The organism is Mesorhizobium sp. WSM1293, assembly GCF_000513875.1.
Lineage (GTDB): Bacteria > Pseudomonadota > Alphaproteobacteria > Rhizobiales > Rhizobiaceae > Mesorhizobium > Mesorhizobium ciceri.
The window spans coordinates 23,145-40,969 of record NZ_AZUV01000035.1; the positions used below are offsets into that span (position 1 = coordinate 23,145).

Annotated in this window: 20 protein-coding genes and 1 pseudogene; 3 read left to right on the plus strand and 18 right to left on the minus strand. The window is 59.4% G+C overall.

All coding sequences use genetic code 11. From position 1 onward, the window contains the following. Positions 1-7: 7 nt before the first annotated feature. The gene (locus M729_RS0128375; protein WP_024505610.1) at positions 8-952 is read left to right on the plus strand and encodes a spore coat protein U domain-containing protein; all 945 of its coding nucleotides are present in this window, start codon (positions 8-10) and stop codon (positions 950-952) included. Here M729_RS0128375 and M729_RS1000000138995 read toward each other — a convergent pair. Beyond that, complete coding sequence (locus tag M729_RS1000000138995) at positions 946-1,332, minus strand: hypothetical protein (RefSeq protein ID WP_027163554.1); 387 nt, start codon at positions 1,330-1,332, stop codon at positions 946-948. The two genes, M729_RS0128375 and M729_RS1000000138995, sit on opposite strands and share 7 nt — an antisense overlap. Before the next feature lie 178 nt (positions 1,333-1,510). On the opposite strand from M729_RS1000000138995, the gene M729_RS1000000138610 reads away from it, so the two are divergent. After that, complete coding sequence (locus M729_RS1000000138610; RefSeq protein ID WP_245267645.1) at positions 1,511-1,672, plus strand: hypothetical protein; 162 nt, start codon at positions 1,511-1,513, stop codon at positions 1,670-1,672. Positions 1,673-2,712: 1,040 nt separating this feature from the next. On the opposite strand, the gene M729_RS01000000135970 is transcribed toward M729_RS1000000138610, so the two are convergent. From M729_RS01000000135970 to M729_RS0128425, 7 genes are all read right to left on the minus strand, one after another. Continuing rightward, entirely contained in the window at positions 2,713-3,093 is a 381-nt protein-coding gene (locus M729_RS01000000135970; RefSeq protein WP_013525019.1) for a DUF982 domain-containing protein, read from the minus strand. Positions 3,094-3,569: 476 nt separating this feature from the next. Next, entirely contained in the window at positions 3,570-3,938 is a 369-nt protein-coding gene (locus M729_RS0128400; protein WP_027163555.1) for an SPW repeat protein, read from the minus strand. A gap of 30 nt (positions 3,939-3,968) precedes the next feature. Next, the gene (locus tag M729_RS0128405; RefSeq protein ID WP_027163556.1) at positions 3,969-4,292 is read right to left on the minus strand and encodes a hypothetical protein; all 324 of its coding nucleotides are present in this window, start codon (positions 4,290-4,292) and stop codon (positions 3,969-3,971) included. Positions 4,293-4,304: 12 nt separating this feature from the next. After that, a complete protein-coding gene (locus tag M729_RS0128410; protein WP_027163557.1) occupies positions 4,305-5,072 on the minus strand; it encodes an NADH dehydrogenase ubiquinone Fe-S protein 4 in 768 nt (255 codons plus the stop codon). A 71-nt stretch (positions 5,073-5,143) separates the two neighbouring features. Then, a complete protein-coding gene (locus M729_RS0128415; RefSeq protein ID WP_013525023.1) occupies positions 5,144-5,653 on the minus strand; it encodes an Hsp20/alpha crystallin family protein in 510 nt (169 codons plus the stop codon). Positions 5,654-5,725: 72 nt separating this feature from the next. After that, positions 5,726-6,202, minus strand: coding sequence for an Hsp20 family protein (locus tag M729_RS0128420; protein ID WP_164752017.1), 477 nt, complete (start codon positions 6,200-6,202; stop codon positions 5,726-5,728). 228 nt (positions 6,203-6,430) lie between these two features. Further along, positions 6,431-6,784, minus strand: a complete 354-nt coding sequence (locus M729_RS0128425) for a hypothetical protein (RefSeq protein ID WP_027163558.1) — start codon at positions 6,782-6,784, stop codon at positions 6,431-6,433. Between the two features lie 286 nt (positions 6,785-7,070). Between M729_RS0128425 and M729_RS0128430 the strand changes: the two genes are divergently transcribed. Continuing rightward, a complete protein-coding gene (locus M729_RS0128430) occupies positions 7,071-8,411 on the plus strand; it encodes a Do family serine endopeptidase (RefSeq protein WP_245265418.1) in 1,341 nt (446 codons plus the stop codon). Positions 8,412-8,973: 562 nt separating this feature from the next. On the opposite strand, the gene M729_RS0128435 is transcribed toward M729_RS0128430, so the two are convergent. From M729_RS0128435 to M729_RS0128485, 10 genes and pseudogenes are all read right to left on the minus strand, one after another. Further along, positions 8,974-9,210 carry a hypothetical protein gene (locus M729_RS0128435; RefSeq protein ID WP_013525027.1) on the minus strand — a complete coding sequence of 79 codons (237 nt, stop codon included), beginning with the start codon at positions 9,208-9,210 and terminating at the stop codon, positions 8,974-8,976. Between the two features lie 478 nt (positions 9,211-9,688). Then, on the minus strand, positions 9,689-10,942 hold the full coding sequence (locus tag M729_RS0128440) for a diguanylate cyclase (RefSeq protein ID WP_027163559.1): 1,254 nt from the start codon (positions 10,940-10,942) through the stop codon (positions 9,689-9,691). Between the two features lie 1,518 nt (positions 10,943-12,460). Continuing rightward, on the minus strand, positions 12,461-13,285 hold the full coding sequence (locus tag M729_RS0128450) for a Ku protein (RefSeq protein WP_027163560.1): 825 nt from the start codon (positions 13,283-13,285) through the stop codon (positions 12,461-12,463). An 83-nt stretch (positions 13,286-13,368) separates the two neighbouring features. After that, the gene (locus M729_RS0128455) at positions 13,369-14,229 is read right to left on the minus strand and encodes an ATP-dependent DNA ligase (RefSeq protein WP_027163561.1); all 861 of its coding nucleotides are present in this window, start codon (positions 14,227-14,229) and stop codon (positions 13,369-13,371) included. Positions 14,230-14,464: 235 nt separating this feature from the next. Continuing rightward, positions 14,465-14,785 (minus strand): KTSC domain-containing protein, encoded by a 321-nt coding sequence (locus M729_RS1000000137885; RefSeq protein WP_084652748.1) that lies wholly within the window; start codon positions 14,783-14,785, stop codon positions 14,465-14,467. Positions 14,786-15,383: 598 nt separating this feature from the next. Further along, positions 15,384-15,575: a hypothetical protein gene (locus M729_RS0128465; protein ID WP_013525035.1), complete on the minus strand. Its 192-nt coding sequence runs from the start codon at positions 15,573-15,575 to the stop codon at positions 15,384-15,386. After that, a complete protein-coding gene (locus M729_RS01000000135975; protein WP_032809501.1) occupies positions 15,572-15,712 on the minus strand; it encodes an entericidin A/B family lipoprotein in 141 nt (46 codons plus the stop codon). Before M729_RS01000000135975 ends, M729_RS0128465 begins: the two co-directional genes overlap by 4 nt. A gap of 371 nt (positions 15,713-16,083) precedes the next feature. Next, positions 16,084-16,246: pseudogene (locus tag M729_RS1000000139455) on the minus strand (alpha/beta hydrolase); the annotation flags it as partial. Positions 16,247-16,396: 150 nt separating this feature from the next. After that, positions 16,397-17,107 carry a hypothetical protein gene (locus tag M729_RS0128480; protein WP_024505780.1) on the minus strand — a complete coding sequence of 237 codons (711 nt, stop codon included), beginning with the start codon at positions 17,105-17,107 and terminating at the stop codon, positions 16,397-16,399. A 5-nt stretch (positions 17,108-17,112) separates the two neighbouring features. Then, complete coding sequence (locus M729_RS0128485) at positions 17,113-17,706, minus strand: SOS response-associated peptidase family protein (RefSeq protein ID WP_013525037.1); 594 nt, start codon at positions 17,704-17,706, stop codon at positions 17,113-17,115. Positions 17,707-17,825 lie beyond the last annotated feature (119 nt).

Genomic DNA, 17,825 nt, shown 5'->3' on the forward strand with positions numbered 1-17,825 from the left:
AGAACGAATGCTCCGTCTTGTCATCTTCATGGCCTTTGCCATGTTTCCGTTGTCCGCTTTAGCGCAAAGCTGCAGCTTCAGCGTCTCGAACATGAATTTCGGGTTGGTTGACACTCTCTCGGGCAGTCAGACCAACACGACCGCGACCATCAACATGAATTGCAGCGGCATTGTCGGTCAGCGCATCCTGATCTGTGCGCATCTTGCGGCCGGCACAGGCGGCGCGTCGTCGGCGACGGCCCGCCAGATGTTTAGCGGAGCCAACGCACTCAACTATCAGCTCTATTCCGACTCGGCACGCAGCGTGGTTTGGGGTTCTTATGCCTGGGCCTACGCTTCCCGCCCTCCGGCACTGGCATTGACCCCAAATGTATTGGGCTCAGCCACTGGAACGGCGACTATCTATGGCGCCGTGGCCGGAGGGCAGGGAACCGTTCCACCTGGAACCTACCTTTCGACATTCTCCGGTGCGCAGGTCGAATTTCGCTATCGCTATACCTCCGGCAGCAGTTGCAGTACCGCCTCCGGTACGGTGGCGGCTGATCCGACTTTCACCATCAATGCGACGGTCGCCGCCAACTGCCTTGTATCGACGCAGAACATCGATTTTGGATCAAAGGGGGTACTTGACGGCAATGTTGATGCCACCGGCCAGGTGTCAGTCACCTGCACACCAGCAGCGGCCTACACGGTCTCGCTGAATGGCGGCACGACAGGATCGCCGCCGACAACTCGCAAGATGTCGAAAGGCGTGGAAACAGTGACCTATGGCCTCTACAAGAATGCTGATCGAACTCAGCCTTGGGGCGACGCTTCCGTGCCCGGCAGCACAGTGCCGGGAACTGGAACTGGGGTCCCGCAAGTCTTCACGGTTTATGGTCGCGTCCCGCCGCAGGCCACTCCTTCCGCAGGCGTATACACCGACACGGTTGTCGTCACTGTGACCTATTGAGCGATGAAGGCCTTTCCGACAAGACCTTGGTCCGAATTGACATTTAGCTGACCCGCTCGAATGATCCGGCCAATGCAGGGGCAGGGATCATGCTGGTAACAAGCATCGCGAACGGCACCTTCGAGCCGGAGGAACTGTCTCTTCTCCAGGGGCTGTTCGATATGCTTTGTGAGCTGCGCGGCATTAACCGCGAAAGCCCCGAAGCTACGACGGCTGCCGAAAGCCTGATTGCACGTTACAAAGCCGGCCTTCGCGGCGATGAACTTTTTTCTATCGGTCGCGCCGGAGTAGCTGCTGCTCCAACTCTCTTCAGGCAATCCATCGGGAACCATTAAGGTCACAAAGGGGTTGGGCTCGGTCAAACCGTGCGGGCCAACCATGCAAGAGCTTTCTCCCGAGCAACAGCAGGCTACATCGCGTCTCATTCGGTCGTGGATTACTTCAGAGACGCTGCGCCATCAAATCCGCCAACTGCTGGGAGGTCCAGCAGATTGGGATGTGACCGAGCAGCATCGGTCCATGCTTGACGAGCTGGATCGGAAGCTGAACGAATGACCCATGGCACAGCAGCGGTACGACTTAAGGCAAGAGCCAGGTGGAAGCTGGACGGTGTTCGACGTGTTCACCGGCCTGGCGGCTGATGCGTGGGGCGCGCCGGCTGAAGGTCTGGACATGGGACATGCCGACGATCTGGTTGGCCTGCGAACGGCATTGACCTGAAGCGTAGGGTCGCCCGAGGTGACTTCTAACCGTTGCTTCAATCTTCCCGCCGACCGCATCGACAGATGGTGATTTGGCAGGCTCGCCTATCGTGCTCTCTACCCGCTGCAGGATCGTATCGAGGGGCTCCGCGACCAGGATCTCGGCGAGCGGTCGATAGACGAATCCCAGGGACTCGGCGCGAGCAGACAGCTGAAGGCCCTTGCGATCCTCGGATTTAACTTCGCCGCGTGGGGAGTAACCCGTCCTTTCAGCGTGCGCAGCCCAATGGTAACTCCTGGGCGTCTTGCTCCCAGCGCTACAGCTCGAACCGCAGTTGACGTTGATCCGGCGGCAACACATCGCCTAGCGACGAAGCGTGACGCCATTCGGATGAGTTTCATGCCGCCCGTTCGCCAGTAGCTTCAATTGCCAAAGGGGGTGCGGTTCTATGTCAAAAGGGTAGGTCGGCACGACCAGTTTACCAAGCAAGGGTGACGGTGACCGTGCCGACCGGCACTGGTCATAAGGAGGGACCCAAACAACCAGATCTACAAACTACGCGCAAAACGGTAATCCCGCAACTAAGCCCCATGGCCTAGGCTGCCCGTCAGGGCCATTGCGCGATAGCACCATAGGCACCAGAGTTGGGTATATATTAGCTTGTGCTTGCGGCGGCCCACCCCCGCCCGCCCGGCCGGCGCCTAACGTCCCAACAAACCCGCCACAGGCGCCGGCCACCCCTCCAATCGCTTACCGAGATGTGGATTGTGGGGGATGCGCACCATGTGTCGGCGATGACCAGTCGATGCCCGTCCGCGTGAACGTCTGCGCCCGCCGTCCTCTCGAGTCAACCTGGGGAGAATTCGACCATGGAACACAGTTTGGCTGAAAATAGCGGGTGCAGTGAAGGCCTGTGTTCGGCTTGGGCTGCAATCGGCGGCTGCGGCTTGCAAATGTGAAAGGCTCTTTGCTCATCGGGGTTGGCAGCGGGAGGGCGATCGTCCGCACCCCCCGAATACGATAGCGCGAGTTGCCGGCGCAGCCCGTCCGTCATCTGGTCAACCGAGCCTCTCCTCCTCGTGAGCGCGTGGCAGATTGTTTGCTGCGGCGGCGTGATTGCCGCCGCAGAGAGTTTTAACGGTTAGTTCGTGTGCACTGCCAATCTTCGGCCCTGTCATCCAAGACGGCGCCAAGGGAACGTCTTCGATCACACCCACCCTGCGTGCCCAGGTCGCAAACGCCTTGTGCGCGGCCTCGACCGACTTGCGACCATCATACGCCGAGTAGCATGTATCACAGGCCGCTCCGTAGAGAAGGCCGCGCCTTTCGACCGGCCATTCTTCCAGAAATTCTATGGCATCCATGACGCAACCGATCTTTTTGAGGACGAAACTGTCATCTCGCACGAAAATCGGCTGTTTGAACGTAGCGCTCTCCATCGTGACCTCCCTTCAAGCCCTAAAGCGGCGCTTGTGTCTCTTCGGGTGACGCAGGATGATTCCTCGGCAAAACATGCCGGTCTGCGTGACGCCTTCGGCACAGAGAGGATATTGGAAATGCCTCTTTTCAGTTCAAGAGAGAATTGGCCGGCCGAGCCCAGCAGCCTCTTGGCAATTGGCACCTCATCCCGCTGCCAGCGCGTCTGTCCGCGAGGCCCTCGGCCCACCAACCTGCACGTCGGCGATTTGCCGTCGCGTAGCAAGGCTCTAACCGGCTATTTGGATTTGCGTCACGAGCTGCGTAGCTGGAAGAGCATCAGCGCAGCGAAGGCGGCGTTGTGTTTTCCTTTTTACTCATGTCCATTGCGGCCACTCCACACAGCGCGGGATATAGGTCGTCAAACCGGAGGGCATCGATTTTGGTCTCGCGAAAAAAAGAGCGGGCCCGGAAGGTTCGGACCCGCCAGCGGCTATGATCAGGCTGCAGAGAGCGGTCGGTCATTCGTGAGCCAAAGGCTGGCTGCTGCCAGGGCAGCAACCACAGCGCCAGCGATGGCGTGCGACCACATTGCTGCCGCCAGGCCGGCAAAGCCAAGCACCCAAGATGCGGCCACAATCCACAGGCCGACGACAAGGTTCGCCCATTCCTCATATTTGTGGAACGCCACCAAGGCGCGCGCTGCGATCAGAACGGTGATTACGCCCGCGATGAAGACGTGCCAGACGGCAACAGCATCGGCAGCATAGCCAAGGAGCCAAGGCGAGAGCGCCAGCGCGATGCCGGCAAGGATGTTTACGACATCAAGCGCCCGCCTGCTGCTGTCGGAAGCGAGATTCTTCAACATCGTCATTCTCCGTTCCTGCGTTTCAGTACGTCAATGTACCGCCCTTGAGTCGAGGGCGGGTGCGGCAGCGGGCCTGTTCGGCCCGATGCCGCAAAGCTTCTTTGGTCCGGATTTGAAACGGACGCCGTCCTTCGGCGAGATCGGCTCAGTCAGGAGGAAGGGTTCGATCTGCCGAGGTTCGAACGCATTGCCGGCGATCTCACTCAATGCGAGATGCGGCCGGCTCTTCGGGCTGGCCGCCAGCCGGGGCGCTGCGCCGCGCGCCAGTGCGCGCGCCCGCCCTGCTGCCGCGACCGCAAGCGCGAAGGGGTTCGGGATGGTCCGTTGGGCGTCGAAGACGATCAGTGGGTCCATTCTTGCCTCCAATCATGCGGCTATCCGGGATCGTACCGGGCTGAGCCGAGTCTGGAATCTCTGGGTACTGCCTTCCAAGGCCAGCAGAGCGAGCTCAACCTCGCCCAATCGCGTCGGACGTGCATTTTCCGGCATGCCTTCAGCGGTGGCCAAGTCGATCAGGTACTCGTTCCAGGCCCAGTTCTTGAGCACGGCACGTTTCTCGTCGGGTGCGAGTACCGGGTCATCCACCACCTCCATCGGACAGGCGTAGAATGTCTCGGGCTCGGAAAGCGCCGTCTGTATGTGCGCTGCCTGTGCACCAGCGCCATAGTTGTTGCTTGCCTGGAGCCATGCCAATTGTAGCCGTTGCCAAACCACGTCGGAAAAGGCGTGCCTCTCCTCCGATGCTTGCCTGTTGCTGACCTTGGCCTGAGAGCCAGAAGATGGAGCCTGCACCACGTAGCTGAGGCCTTGGCGCTCCGCATAACGGATCGCCGCCTCCAGCGTCGGAAAATCAAGTCGAACCTGGGTCAGGGTGTCCCGGCCGCCCGTATAGCCCATCAGCGGCTCGATGAACGGGGCTGTGCGAGGTTCGAAGATCAATCGCCAGTCCTTGCGGGGCTTTGCCGAGGTCGTGGCCGAGCGGCATGGCTGGTAGATCCGTGCCGTCACGCCGTCCGGAAACACTGACCGCCCCATTGACAAAGCCGGCTCGTCGACACGAGGCCGATTGTCATTGTCCGGCCGGCCGGAGGTCCTGGTTGGGCTTCTGATGTCGCTGCTTTGAACTGTCTCCATTGTCTGTCCCTCCCATCATGAAGGGTGGTATGAGCAGCGGCCGTGACGGCCGCTGCTCATACTGCCGTGCGTCAGTTCTTGCCGTTGATTGCGATCCGCTTGGCCTTCGCCTGCGCCCGCTCGGTCTTGGGCAAGGTCACGGTCAGCACCCCGTTCTTGAAGGCGGCGTTGACCTTGTCTTCCTCGACCTCGTAGCCGAGCGGAATGAGGCGCTCGAAGCGACCGTAGAAGCGCTCGGAGAACTGCCGGTCTTTGTCCTCGGTCTCGGAACGCTTCTCGCCTTTAAGCTTGAGCGCCCCGTTGTCCAGCAGGACTTCTATGTCGCTCTCGTCCAGGCCGGGTATTTCCGCCGTGACGCGGACTTCCTTGTCCGTGTCGGAAATTTCGACGCTGGGCCAAGTGGCGGCAAAAGAGGGACTGAAGGCCGGCAGTCTGGCGCCGAAGCTGCGGAAGGCGTCATCGAACAGCCGGTTTACCTCCCGGTGGAGGGAGACGAAGGGGTCTCGATCTCCATCAGGGAAGAGACTGGGCGCCGAGTTTCCGTTGCCCCGGCCCCATGGGATCAAATCACGTACGCTCATTGTCTTTCTCCTTTCGTAGGTCTGTGAGCCGGGCCGGACGCCCGGCTCAAGCGATGCCTTCATCGTGGATTCTCAGGCCGCCAGCTTCTCGGTCTCGACCTTGGGGGCTTCGATCTTCGGCATGGGAGCCCCGCTGGAGATCTCGACCTTGCGCGGTTTCATCTCCTCGGGAACCTCGCGCTTGAGATCGATGCTCAGCAGCCCGTTCTCAAGGCTGGCGCCAGCAACTTTGACATGATCGGCCAGTTCGAACCGACGCTCGAAAGCGCGCCCGTTGATGCCGCGGTAGAGATACTGGCCGTTCTCATCGCCGGATTGCGACCCGCTCACGACCAGCATGTTGGGCTGGTGAGTGATGGTCAGCTGGTCCTGCGAGAAACCGGCGACCGCCATCGTGATGCGATAGTCATCATCATCAACCTTGGCGATATCGTAGGGCGGCCAGTTGTCGAACGAGGCCACACGGCTCGCATTTTCAAGCATGTCGACCATGCGGTCGAAGCCGATGCTGGACCGGTACAGGGGGGTAAAATCGAGGTTCATAACCACATCCTCCTTTGAGCAACATGGATCATAGGAGGCGCCAAGAGCCTTGCCGCCTCCTGGTCTTGCCGGCCCCATCAGGCGACCGGCGACCATCAATTTAGAATCGCGACTTGCACCTTCAAGAGGTATTAGGAAAATTTTCAGCGGCAATCCGGGCGAAACGCACCCATGCCACCCCCCGCCGGCGGGGTCACTCGCCGACGGGATGGTTCACGAACAATCAGGTCGCGCTTAAATCCGATCGATGAATGGCACGAACCCGGCCACCACCGCGCTGTCACTGCCATCAGGACCGGCAAGCTCGTCCGATTGATGCAATTGTTGCAAGGCATCCATGATCGCATCGAAGCTGACTGGTTCACCCGCCCCCGGCAGCATGCGAAGCGCTGGCACGGATTCTACCGCGCAGGCATCCGACGCCCATGACGAAAGGATGGCGCGCTTCTCCTGACCGTCCAGGGCAACGTCGGCCAAAACGTCGTGGGGATGTTTGAAATGCCGTGCCGGATGCAGCAAGCGGTCCAGAAAAACATCGGGGGCCACGGGTTCAATCGAGGCAAGATGGGTCGAAATGGCTGCTTCCATTGATGGTCCTCCGCTTCAGACAATCTCCTGCGTGTTTGAGTTTGGCGGCTCTCGCGATTCCCGCCAGACGAAATTTTGGGACGTCTCAAGCAAGTTTCAATGGCTTGGCACGGGTCACATTTCCCGTGGTCAACGCCTTAGAACCATTTTATCCAGCCGGTGAAACAATCGGCGAGAATCTCAGTTCTGACGTCGGGCGAAAATCAAGGACCCGAATCCGGCAGGAGAACCAGTCATGTCTTACCTCTCTAGGAACTTGTGCATTGGCTTGATCACAGGAGCCCTGATGCTCTCGACTGGCGGCCTTGCTCCGGCCACCGCACAGGAAATTCCGAACGACTTCAGCGCAATCGTGCGTCAGAAGCTGCCCGCGGTTGTCGCCATCACGACCAGGCAGATCATCCAGGATCAAACGACGCTCAACGACTTTCTCAATCCCTTCGACGGAGGAGGGCGTATCCAGCCCCAGGTGCGGGAAGCACTCGGCTCCGGCTTTGTGATCAGTCCCGAAGGCTACATCGTCACCAATAACCATGTCGTCGCCGACGCAACTGAGATTCACGTCGTGTTCTCCGACAAGGAGACGGCGCCCGCCCGGGTGGTGGGCCGCGATCCGGCAACCGACATCGCGGTATTGAAAGTCGATCCTCGGCCCAACATGACGGCGACGGCCTGGGGGGATTCGGACGCGATGCAACCAGGGGCCTGGACCATCGCCATCGGCAGTCCCTTCGGCCTCGGGGGCACGGTCACTGTCGGCGTCCTTTCTGCACGCTCTCGCGATATCCAGGCCGGTCCTTACGACGATTTCCTGCAGACTGACGCCTCGATCAACAGAGGTAACTCGGGAGGTCCTTTGTTCAACGCGCGCGGCGAAGTCATCGGAGTCAACACGGCAATCGTGTCGCCGTCAGGCGGTAGCATAGGCATTGGGTTCGCGGTGCCCTCGCGCACAGCTCGGACTATCGTCGACCAACTGATCAGCACTGGCCGCATCGAGCGCGGCTTCATCGGCGTGCGTCTTCAGGAGATCACGCCCTCCATCGCCGAGGCGCTCGGAATGCCGGGCGCCAAGGGCGCGCTGGTTGCCTCGGTCGAGGCTGGCAGCCCGGCGCAGAAAGCGGGAATCCAGGCCGGCGACGTGATAACCCGGTTCAACGACAAGGACATCCAAGGCGTCCATGACCTGACGCTGGCGGCAGCAAGCCAGAAGCCGGGATCGAAAGTGACCGTAACAACGAACCGGGGCGGCACAAACCAGGAATTGTCGCTGACTGTCGATCGACGCAGGGACCAGGAGGAACAGACCGGTGCCATTCCAAGCCTGGGGACTGAGGACCAGCGCCTTGGTATGTCGCTGAGCGCCATTCCGGACGAAGCGCGCCAGCAACTCGGCCTGCAGGCCGACACCACGGGCGTGTTCGTCCAGGATGTCGCTCCCAACAGTCTTGCGGCCGAAAGCGGCATCCGGCCCGGCGACGTCATCGTGTCGGCCAACAACCGAAACATGACCCAGCCGTCTGACGTCCGCGAGGAATGGGCGAAATCCCGTCAGCAGAAAAAGCCAGTGCTGTTCCGTATCGACCGGCAGGGACAATCGCTTTTCGTTGCTGTGGCAAACTCCTGACTGACAGGCCAGAGACGGCGTCGCGATCTGTGCTGCTGGGCTGGCCCCCTACCGGAGCGCACCAGAGTTGTGAAGCCGATGAGCGGTATGTTTGAAGTGGCGGTCCGGCTCAACATGCGGCTGCGGGAACTGCTCTGCGGCTTTGCGCGCACGGTCGGCGACTCCGGTCGGCGAGGCGAAAGTCCTTGCGTTTCGGCGCATCCGGCGACCACACAGGTGGACAACAAAAGCCTGCGATCCGCTTCTGAGCGCGTGTGCTTTTATCGATGTAAGGAACTTCGCGCCGCAGGTTTAGACTAGCGATCTCTGGCGTGTCAACGCAAGAGAAGTCGGCGATCTCCGAAATCGGTTGAGTGATCAATGCTGTAGCGTTGTCCAGTGGCCGGCTGAGCCGCACGAGGCCTGTGATGCCTGCTACTCGGCTACGATGGTCGGGAGTCTGGAGCCCACGCGCAAGACCGACTGAACTGAAACGGGCACAAAAGTCGGTTTCACCGAGAAAGTGTCTGCAACGCTGCCGTGGATGACAGGGCCAAATTGCACATTCGATGGGTTTGCTGATTTATTCCAGACGGGTGCCCGGTTCAGCCGGGTCGTCTTCGTCGGGCTTAAGCAGGTCGATAAGCGCGGCCGCTCGTGTTCCCGGAAGCGGGCGCCCCTGTCCCATTAACGCCTCGTCAGCAAAAGCCCATGCCCATGCCTCTCTCAATTCCTCGATCGACGCACCCGTTGCGATGATCTCCGCAACCGTAATATCGTCGGCTGATCCAATGACGGAGAGAACTTCTTGCCGTGTCATCGTTTGACCGCGTTCTGACTACAACTGAACTAGATGGAGATTTCATGGAGCACTTGCAACCGATCTAATGAGGGCTGTCGCAGGATTCCCTTGCGCAAGATCAGGGGCTGCGCAATGGGCGCCATTCACCTAGCCAAACGCGCGCCACATAGGGCGCAGGGCGCAGAAATCGACGGAGCCCATGCGCTCGGCATTTGCGAAGACCCGGCAAGTCATCCAGATGATCGCCCATCACTGAGGCCATTTGGTGGAACTCCCCCTGTATCACCCACGCAGCCGGAATCGGCCATGGGTGTTCTGAACAACCCGGAAACTCGTTTCAGGGGATTATTCTCGAAATCGTAGTCTGCCGGGCGCGATGTGGAGATTACAGGGGAACCCTTCGTCTCGGTGGTCCAAAGTCCCTGAACTAACCTGTTATCGTCGACGCACGGGAAACCCCGTGATTCAGAAGAGCAGATCTCGGGCCACGCACGGCCTATGCCCCGAGGCTGCCCGGCCGAATGTGTTTGCGCGCGGATAACTCCGGTCTGTGAAGCAGCACCCTGTTGCGGCCCGTCTGCTTGGCAAGGTAAAGTGCGGCATCCGCTCGCTGCTGTAACTGCTCCGGCGAGATCGACTCAGAGGTCTGAACGGCAACTCCAATGCTCAGGGTGACCCAGCGCGACACACGGGATCCAGGGTTGGGCAAAGCGGCAGCCTCGACGCTCTTACGCATTCGTTCAGCCACAGCGGCGGCCTCTTCCTCGTTCACCCCGGGCAGGAGCACGAGGAATTCTTCGCCGCCATAACGGGCAACGTGATCGCGATCACGCCTCACGTTTTCCTTCAAGATAGTTGCGACCTTTACCAAACACCGATCTCCCTCCGCATGGCCGAGGTGGTCGTTTAGCTTCTTGAAGTTGTCAATGTCGCACATCAGCATCGCGGCACCGGCAAGGCAACGTTTGTCACGTCCCCATAGGCGCTCGAGTGTTTCCGTCATCCAGCGACGGTTGGAGATGCCGGTGAGTGGATCGGTCCTCGCCAGGAGTACCAGTCGATCATTCGCTTTCGCCAGTTCGGCGACCCTGCGTCGGTCGCGAAGCTCAAACAGGAAAGTCTTTTGAGCAAGAATTGTCATGATGCGCCGCGCGGCCACCGTTGCAAAGATACCGCTGGCGAAGAACAGCGTTCCAGCCACTGCACTCCCATGCGCGATGGCCGGGTTCTGCAGTTGAAGCATGAGATAGAGTCCGAGCGCCAGCGCAGCGATCGTCATCGTCCACGCCAGGGGGATCCCGAAGATTATGATGGCTGTGATGGCCACGAACAACATGACGTTCAATTGCCGTTCGTAGAACTCGCCACCAGCGCTTGCTCCGACCAATGCGACTGACAACAAGATCAGGAACATGCCTGCGATCAGCGAAGCTCCTTGGAGCCAAGGCGCCTGCGGTTTACGCCAGGCTAGGACCACGGCCAACGCGACGGGCGGGATGATGGCGCCGGGCAGGAGCATGGACTGCGCTACGCCCCATGGAAGCAACGCCGCGTTCAGTGCCAACGTCAGCACATCCAAAAATGCCACCCAGATCATCCACGCGCGGATGATTTTCGCCGTTTGCGACCAGACACGTGCTCGAAATAGGCGTTCGATCTCGCCACGCAGGCTGATTTCGCGCGTACGGCGCGCCAGAAGCCGGTCGACCTCAGCGGCTAGGGCAGGATCATCCTGCACATCGGGGGGCATCAGATCTGACAAGTCGATAGGCCCTACGCTGCTTTCTCCTGAACATCTATCCAAGCCATAGGCGGTCGGCGGTGGGCAAGCATGTCAACTTACCCTGAAGATTTGATTTATAGCTGCGATTTGCGAACACTCAGTCCCAAACCATCCGATGCTCGATGCGCGTACCCGAATTAACCTTTGTAATTGCGGTGGCGCTGCACCGCTGTTATCCACGCCCCGCCGCCGGGCTCGGCGAAATGTCCCGAGAGCTTCTGAAGTTGAGCACGTGAAGGAACGGGTGATGCCGATTCTTGTCATTGTCGACCTTTCGAGTATTGCCTGCAGACCAACAGGATGGATTTGGCCATGAAAGGAAGCCGACCGGTTATTTCGTTGTTGGATTTCGACATACTCTCCCGGGCTCTTACGTCAGCCATCAGGGAGAGCCCGGAATCCGATTCGACGGTCCAGGCCCGCGAGCTTGTGTGCCTATACACCGGGAAAAAGTCAGCCGACCAAAATTTGATCGCGGCCTTGCTTCACGCCAGTCGCGCCCAGCTGGACGTGGAAGCATCCAAGGCCAATCGCCCGGCCAGAATTGACTGAGTGCCTGCATCTGCTCGACGTGACCTCTCACCGGGTTGTCTCCTCGACGGAGCTACGTCCGAGACGAAGCCCAAAGGCGCGACCGACTGAGACGCAGAGCAGAATTCCCGCAGGCGACAGGACGAATATCCTGACCGCGACACGATAGCCAGCAGGTCACCGAATGGACCTTTGGAAGTCATGGCAGCGGGTTGGACTTCGATCGAGATAGCCGAGGCCATCGAGCATCCGGCCGTGGCCGACCGTCGTGGGCGCGAGGAAAACGCTGCTCTAGATCCTGCTGCTCGCACGAGCATTTTTACCCCAGGGCCATAAATTTTGCACTGACCTGAGGAACACGCATCTGCAGTCGAAGTTCGCGATGTGCTTGGTGAGGACGACTCCCTCCTTGAAACGACCAAGCTCTGGTGCGAGGGCCCGCCTCCGGTTCCGAGACCCGGTGGCGGGCCTGTGCAATGCAAGCAAGCGTTAAGTTTTTCTGCAGGCCTGGAACCTCTCTCTGAAATCGAAGTTGGGTCTGCAGCTTGGCTCCCGGGCCAGGTCTCAAAGCAGGGCCCGCCGCTGTTTGTGTCCTCAGTGGCCACTTCGTTTCCGCTCAACGCTACATTGCGATTGACTAAAGCAACGAACATCCAATGAACGCAATCTCACATGCATCGATCCATGGCCAGGTCGGCACGATCATTTTTTGGGTGACGGTGACCACGCCGACCAGTTGGTCACAAGGAGAACCAAACGACGAGACCTATAGCTACGGCACAACGGCAATCCGGCCCTCCGCGATTTGTCGCGTCGGGTGGTCTTTCCTCCCGATTGCCGCAGCGTCGCAGTGCGACGAGCCGGTGAGATTGGCCGAAGACCTGACGCCGGAAACGCGCGAGCGCGCCAAAACTACTGGGTCATGCGCGGTGATGGTGGGATTGCTATTTTTAACTATGCCGATTTGCGGCTCTTGGCCTTTGGCCGGTCTTTGCCGATGCCTTCCTTGGCGAGGCTCTTTCGAAGAACCGAGGCGAGGTCGACCACGTTCTCCTGGGGCTTTGGCGCCGGTTTCGGGGGCTTTTTGCCCTTGCGCTTGGCGTCGATCATGGCAATCAACGCATCCTCGTAAGTATCCTCGAATTTCGAAGGATCGAACTTTGTCACCTTCTTGTCGATGAGAAGCCCCGCGATTTCGAGCAGATCCAAATCATATTTTGGGCTTTTCACATCGTCGAAGACGGTGTCTTCCGACGTCATCTCATTGTGGGTGCGCAACTCGGTCAGCAGCATTCCTTTTTCAAGCGGCTGTATCAACACTTCGCGCCCGCGCTGATAGAGCACGACGCAGGATCGCGCCGCAACGCGCTTCTTGGCCATCGCATCGCGCAGGACAGAAAAGGCCTCCAACGAGGCGCCGTCAGCCGGGATTAGGTAGTATGGCTTCTCCAGGTAACGTGTGTCGATCTCGGCAACTGGAACAAAGGAATCGACATCAAGCGTATGCTGCGACGTCAGTTTCAGTTTCTTGATCTCGTCCGGCTCGACGTGGATGAAATCGCCCTTGTCCGCCTCATAGCCTTTGATCTGATCCTCGGCTTCGACAACATCGCCGGTGCCTTCGTCGACATAGGCACTCTTCACGGGTAAACCGTCGCTGCGGTTCAAAATCTTGAAGTGGATTTTCGATGCCTCGCTGGTGGCACCCACTATCTTGACCCCGCACGACACGGAACCGACCCTCAGAAAACCCTTCCAGACCGCGCGTGGCGCCACCATGCCGTTTCTCCTAGACGTCGACTTCCGCACAACGCCAGGCACACGGTTCTGTTCCGCGTCATGGGCAGCACGTTGTCGCAAGCTTATTCCTCACGGTAGTCCAGCAGCTTGGCGTGGCGGAGCCTTTCCTCGCCCTTCAGGAACCGCACGCGGCCGACCAGACCAGGCTTAAGCCATTCGGCCTTTTCTTGCTTGAGACCGATAGGCACTGGTCCGCCGACCTTCCCTTGCACGCGATCCCAAAGTCGCTGGCGCTTGTCAGCTTTAAACGCAACGAAAGCGCCGCCGGCATAGCGGCCCTTGTCGGCCATGAGCACCATTGCGGGCTTTCCAGCCTCGCGCTGCACGCCAATAATGTCCATTTCCTTTTCGGCATAGCATTTGATCTTTCGCCAGTTCATCGTCGGCCCGCTGCGATAGACGCTGTCCTTGCGCTTCGAGACCATGCCCTCCAACCCCGCCCTGTCGACCAGGTGATAAACCGCGTCACCGGTGCCGGGCATGGCTTTGCTGACCTGAATGCGGCCGACGGCTGGAATCAGTTCCTGCAGGATCTGGCGGCGGTCTTCCACCGGCATGTTGCGCAAATCATGCCCGTTCAGGTGCAGGAGGTCGAATGCCACCAAATACAGGTCGCGCGACGGCTTACGACGGGTGACGGCTGACTGCAGGGCCTGGAAGTCGGACAGGCCGGCCTCGTTGACCGTGATTGTCTCGCCGTCGATGATGAAACTTTCCGCCTCGATCGCCTCCGCCTCTCCGGCAAGTTCGATATAGCGGCCGGTCCAGTCGTAACCGTTCTTGGTGAACAGCCGGATCCCGTTTTCATCCTTGATGATTTGGGTCCGATACCCGTCGAACTTGATCTCATGGAGCCATTCGTCGCCCTGCGGTGGCGTTTCGACCAGCTCGGGCTCCATGGGCTTGATGAACTTCAGACGCATGCGCTGACTCGCATAGTGCGATTCAATTAGCGCTCGCTAAAATGGTTCCGGAACATTTTAGACGAATTGAATGTTTGATGGTTATGACGAAGCTATCCGACCTTGGACCGCCGATTCCCGGCACGCAGCACGGCGGCGAGCCTGCCGACGAGCGCGACAATTTCATGACCTGTCCGGTCTGCGGCCAGCCGTTCGACATGCGCGATTTCCGCCAGGTCGCTTGGCACAATCTGCCTCAGCATGAACCGCTGGAATCGGAGGTTGCCACGGGCCGGAACGCGAACTGGTTGCGGATCCGACCATTGAAATAGCGGCCCTTGGCAAAGGCAGATTTGAAATCGGCGACGATCTCCGGCGGTACATCCAGAAAGTCGTACTGCCTGCCACTCGCTACAAACCACACTGAGAGAACCCTGGTTTCCGGGTCGTATTCGAACTTGCGTATTGAGGTCGACGGCATGGTGCACCAGGTCATTGCCGGTGAGCGACCCGCGAGATGGCCCGCCCTGTGAGGAAGCAGAGAGCGGGCCGACCACGACTGTACGTCCATGGCCATCATCGCCTCCACGGAAGGACGGTGACAGCATTCCAACTCCCATTGGATTTCGGTGTTCCACACATAAACAAAAAGGCCCGCCACCTCTCGGCAGCGGGCAGTGTAGGTCGCTAGGATCACCCAGCGGTACCTAAAGTACACCCCGCCTCGCCAAAAGGGAAATGTTAGGTATCTCTAATGGATGATTCGGACCCTGGGGCTGACCGTGGGGTATCAAATCCGAGAATATCCTGCGGGCCAGGTCGATAGCGGAATACCGAGCTGGGGCCCCGACATCCTATTGGGCCGCCGCACAGGCAACGAAAATGCCCGTGACGCTACACCGATCCGGAAACTACTTTCTTGAGGTGACCGATGCGAGCACGGGAGGGTGTTCGCCTACCAATACACCGATTTGCTCTACTGAGTGGCTTTGAGCAGCGGCTGCTGCTTCACCTCCGGGCCAAACCGGCCGCTCCATTCATAGCCGCAGCGGGCTGTCCTAGGGATAGTTGGACTGGACGGTGTGTTGATTCACCCCTGCTGGATGGCTGAGGTGCAAAACCATGCAAACCACAATGCCCCGATACGCGACAGAAAAGCCGTTGCATCGTCGACTTTATTCAAGCCGGAATTCAACCGCATGCTTGTCGGACTCACGAATGAGGCCACTGTCCATGGCGGCTTCGAACGCCTTGGTGAAATACTGATCATCGGAGGCCTCGTGATCCTGCTGCGCAAGATCGATCGGCAGCGCTCCGATCACGCGGCCCGTTGTCTTCTCGATAACCGTGACGGTCCTCTGCATCATGGTTTGTTGACCGTGTCGTCGACTGCGTTGGCCGTTGCCTTGACGTCCCGGCCGACGCCTCGGACGGTGTTGGCGCAGGCCGCAAGGGCAAAGGCACAGGCAAGAATGACAATCGGTGTGATGCGTAGCAGTTTCATGGACGGGTTCTCCTATTTGTGATTATCAAGTCCGCTTTGCCGTATCGCACCTGTAACCGCCATCACCTTGTTGTGGGCGGCCGCTTCATCTGCGGTGTCAAAGGGCGTTGCGATGGTCGTCCCATCCAGAGCCAGTATCACAGCCAGGAACGGAAGGCCGATCAGCGGTGGTGCGTAGACAACGTACGCTGGGCGGGCATTCTTCATCGCCCATGTAGCACCATTTGTCGGTCAGGACCTAATCCCCCTTAAAATGCCGAAGCGCCTCTATTCTTCACATCGCCGACTTCCTGCACCACCGTGGCAAGCGATTCCTTCTATAGGAAACAGCCATGATTTTTCCTTCCGGGTAGTGATTGGGGTATGGTCGTGGAGAAATCTGCTGACAGCAAGTCGGCGACCTGGCCCCAAGTCATATGCGTGCGAGGATGGCCATGGATCAGAAGCAGAGGCGGCCCAGATCCGCCATGCCGAAGCCTTATCGGCCCGCCCTCGGTTTTTTTCCAACATTTCAAGCACGAAGTTGTCGAACATCTGCCATCCTCAAAAAATGGGCGGTTGTCGGCTTGAAGAACTCCATGAGCATGGATTGGTTCGGGACGTGCCAATCGCGACTGCAGATCGTTTCGGCTCCCGGTTAGCTTTCGCTCAGGGCTCATTCTGGACGCGAATGGCTAGACGGATTTAACGGAGCAGGCCCTCGTCGTCGAACGCGTTCCAGCCCTTCAACTTGGGCCGGGGAGCGTCATCTCTGGGGTTATTCCCGGCACCGCGACCCTTCTCGCTACCCTTTCCCGCCCGCGTCAGGGCAGCCTTGCCGGCGCCACGTCGCCTGTTCTCTGTAACTTGCTGCGCGTCCTCTTCACGCCAAAGGCTTGGCAGATCACGATCAAGGATGTCTTCGATGTGCTTGGGATCGAACACGTGGAAGGTGACGGCCTTGGATCGACCGCGCATCTTCACGGTGCGGGTGCCAATGCTTTGCAGCCGTCCGTTTTTCAGCCACTTGTGACGCTCACGCGAAGAGATCGCAAGGATGTCTTCGGCCTCGCGCGGCAGGACCGGGAGTACTGCGATGGTTTCCAGTGCCTTGGCGATCTTGTTCGAGGCGGCCTCGAACTCTTCGGCATCGTCTTCGCGCATCCGCAATGTCATGCGACCAGTCTCGGCTTTGACGTACTTCCTCACCGCCCAAGGCAGGCGGGCACGTATTTCACGCTCGATACCTTTCGTGCGCACCGACGAGCCAAGCGTCGCTGATGGCGGAAGGGGCCACTCGGTAATCAGTGACAACGAGGTGCTGACGCTTTGGCGAGAGCCGCGATCTCGAGGGGCCACAATTGCCGCAGCCAAGCCGCCAAGAATCTTTCGTGTTTGCGCAAAACGCACCGGCATCTGAGCTAGTCGCTTCCTTGTCGCACGGTTTCTACCGCCAGCGACCCGGCCGGCAGGGCCTTCAACAGCTCCACCTCGGGTTTCGTGAGGTGGATCCATGCCGCCCAATCATCCGGGCGCAGAACCACAATCTGGCGATTGTGGATGGGCGCCACGTCCAGGCCGGGTTCCGTCGTCAGCATTGCGAATGTCGGGGGCTTGTTGCCTTCGCCATCGCGCCACAGGCCGGCGATCGCCATGAACGAGGCGCCGTTGAGCGTGAAGCGATGCTTAGCCTTTGGAGACTTCTTTCCCGTGAATTCGAAGAAAGCCGACGCCGGAATAAGGCAGCGCTTGCTGTTGGAGAAGTTCCGTCCTTCCGAGCGGAAGTTGAAGATCGGCCCGCCTTTAGGCCCGGAGGGCGGAAAGGCAAAGGTCATGCGCGTGAGTTCGATCGTGTCGCCGGCGGCGCGCATGATCGGGGCGGGATCACTGATGCGGATGTCATCCGCCTGCGGCAGATCCAGTTCGGTTTGATAAGTGGGAATGTCGAGCGCCAGCAATTGCCTCATCCTGCAATATTCGGCCCAGGCGATATGCTGCTCATAGTCGTTGCACATAGCTGCCCACGCTTTCAGTCAGTTGACGACTTATAACAGATAACGCGGCTTGGCTGCGGCGCCACCATCCGGAGATTTTCCGCTATGCCCGAAATCTCGCGATCTGCTTGAGCATCGCG

Coding starts and splice junctions, on each gene's coding strand:
- M729_RS0128375 (WP_024505610.1), top strand. CDS start 8: ATGCTCCGTCTTGTCATCTTCATGGCCTTTGCCATGTTTCCGTTGTCC.
- M729_RS1000000138995 (WP_027163554.1), bottom strand. CDS start 1,332: ATGGTTGGCCCGCACGGTTTGACCGAGCCCAACCCCTTTGTGACCTTA.
- M729_RS1000000138610 (WP_245267645.1), top strand. CDS start 1,511: ATGGCACAGCAGCGGTACGACTTAAGGCAAGAGCCAGGTGGAAGCTGG.
- M729_RS01000000135970 (WP_013525019.1), bottom strand. CDS start 3,093: ATGGAGAGCGCTACGTTCAAACAGCCGATTTTCGTGCGAGATGACAGT.
- M729_RS0128400 (WP_027163555.1), bottom strand. CDS start 3,938: ATGTTGAAGAATCTCGCTTCCGACAGCAGCAGGCGGGCGCTTGATGTC.
- M729_RS0128405 (WP_027163556.1), bottom strand. CDS start 4,292: ATGGACCCACTGATCGTCTTCGACGCCCAACGGACCATCCCGAACCCC.
- M729_RS0128410 (WP_027163557.1), bottom strand. CDS start 5,072: ATGGAGACAGTTCAAAGCAGCGACATCAGAAGCCCAACCAGGACCTCC.
- M729_RS0128415 (WP_013525023.1), bottom strand. CDS start 5,653: ATGAGCGTACGTGATTTGATCCCATGGGGCCGGGGCAACGGAAACTCG.
- M729_RS0128425 (WP_027163558.1), bottom strand. CDS start 6,784: ATGGAAGCAGCCATTTCGACCCATCTTGCCTCGATTGAACCCGTGGCC.
- M729_RS0128430 (WP_245265418.1), top strand. CDS start 7,071: ATGCTCTCGACTGGCGGCCTTGCTCCGGCCACCGCACAGGAAATTCCG.
- M729_RS0128435 (WP_013525027.1), bottom strand. CDS start 9,210: ATGACACGGCAAGAAGTTCTCTCCGTCATTGGATCAGCCGACGATATT.
- M729_RS0128440 (WP_027163559.1), bottom strand. CDS start 10,942: ATGCCCCCCGATGTGCAGGATGATCCTGCCCTAGCCGCTGAGGTCGAC.
- M729_RS0128450 (WP_027163560.1), bottom strand. CDS start 13,285: ATGGTGGCGCCACGCGCGGTCTGGAAGGGTTTTCTGAGGGTCGGTTCC.
- M729_RS0128455 (WP_027163561.1), bottom strand. CDS start 14,229: ATGCGTCTGAAGTTCATCAAGCCCATGGAGCCCGAGCTGGTCGAAACG.
- M729_RS1000000137885 (WP_084652748.1), bottom strand. CDS start 14,785: ATGGCCATGGACGTACAGTCGTGGTCGGCCCGCTCTCTGCTTCCTCAC.
- M729_RS0128465 (WP_013525035.1), bottom strand. CDS start 15,575: ATGATGCAGAGGACCGTCACGGTTATCGAGAAGACAACGGGCCGCGTG.
- M729_RS01000000135975 (WP_032809501.1), bottom strand. CDS start 15,712: ATGAAACTGCTACGCATCACACCGATTGTCATTCTTGCCTGTGCCTTT.
- M729_RS0128480 (WP_024505780.1), bottom strand. CDS start 17,107: ATGCCGGTGCGTTTTGCGCAAACACGAAAGATTCTTGGCGGCTTGGCT.
- M729_RS0128485 (WP_013525037.1), bottom strand. CDS start 17,706: ATGTGCAACGACTATGAGCAGCATATCGCCTGGGCCGAATATTGCAGG.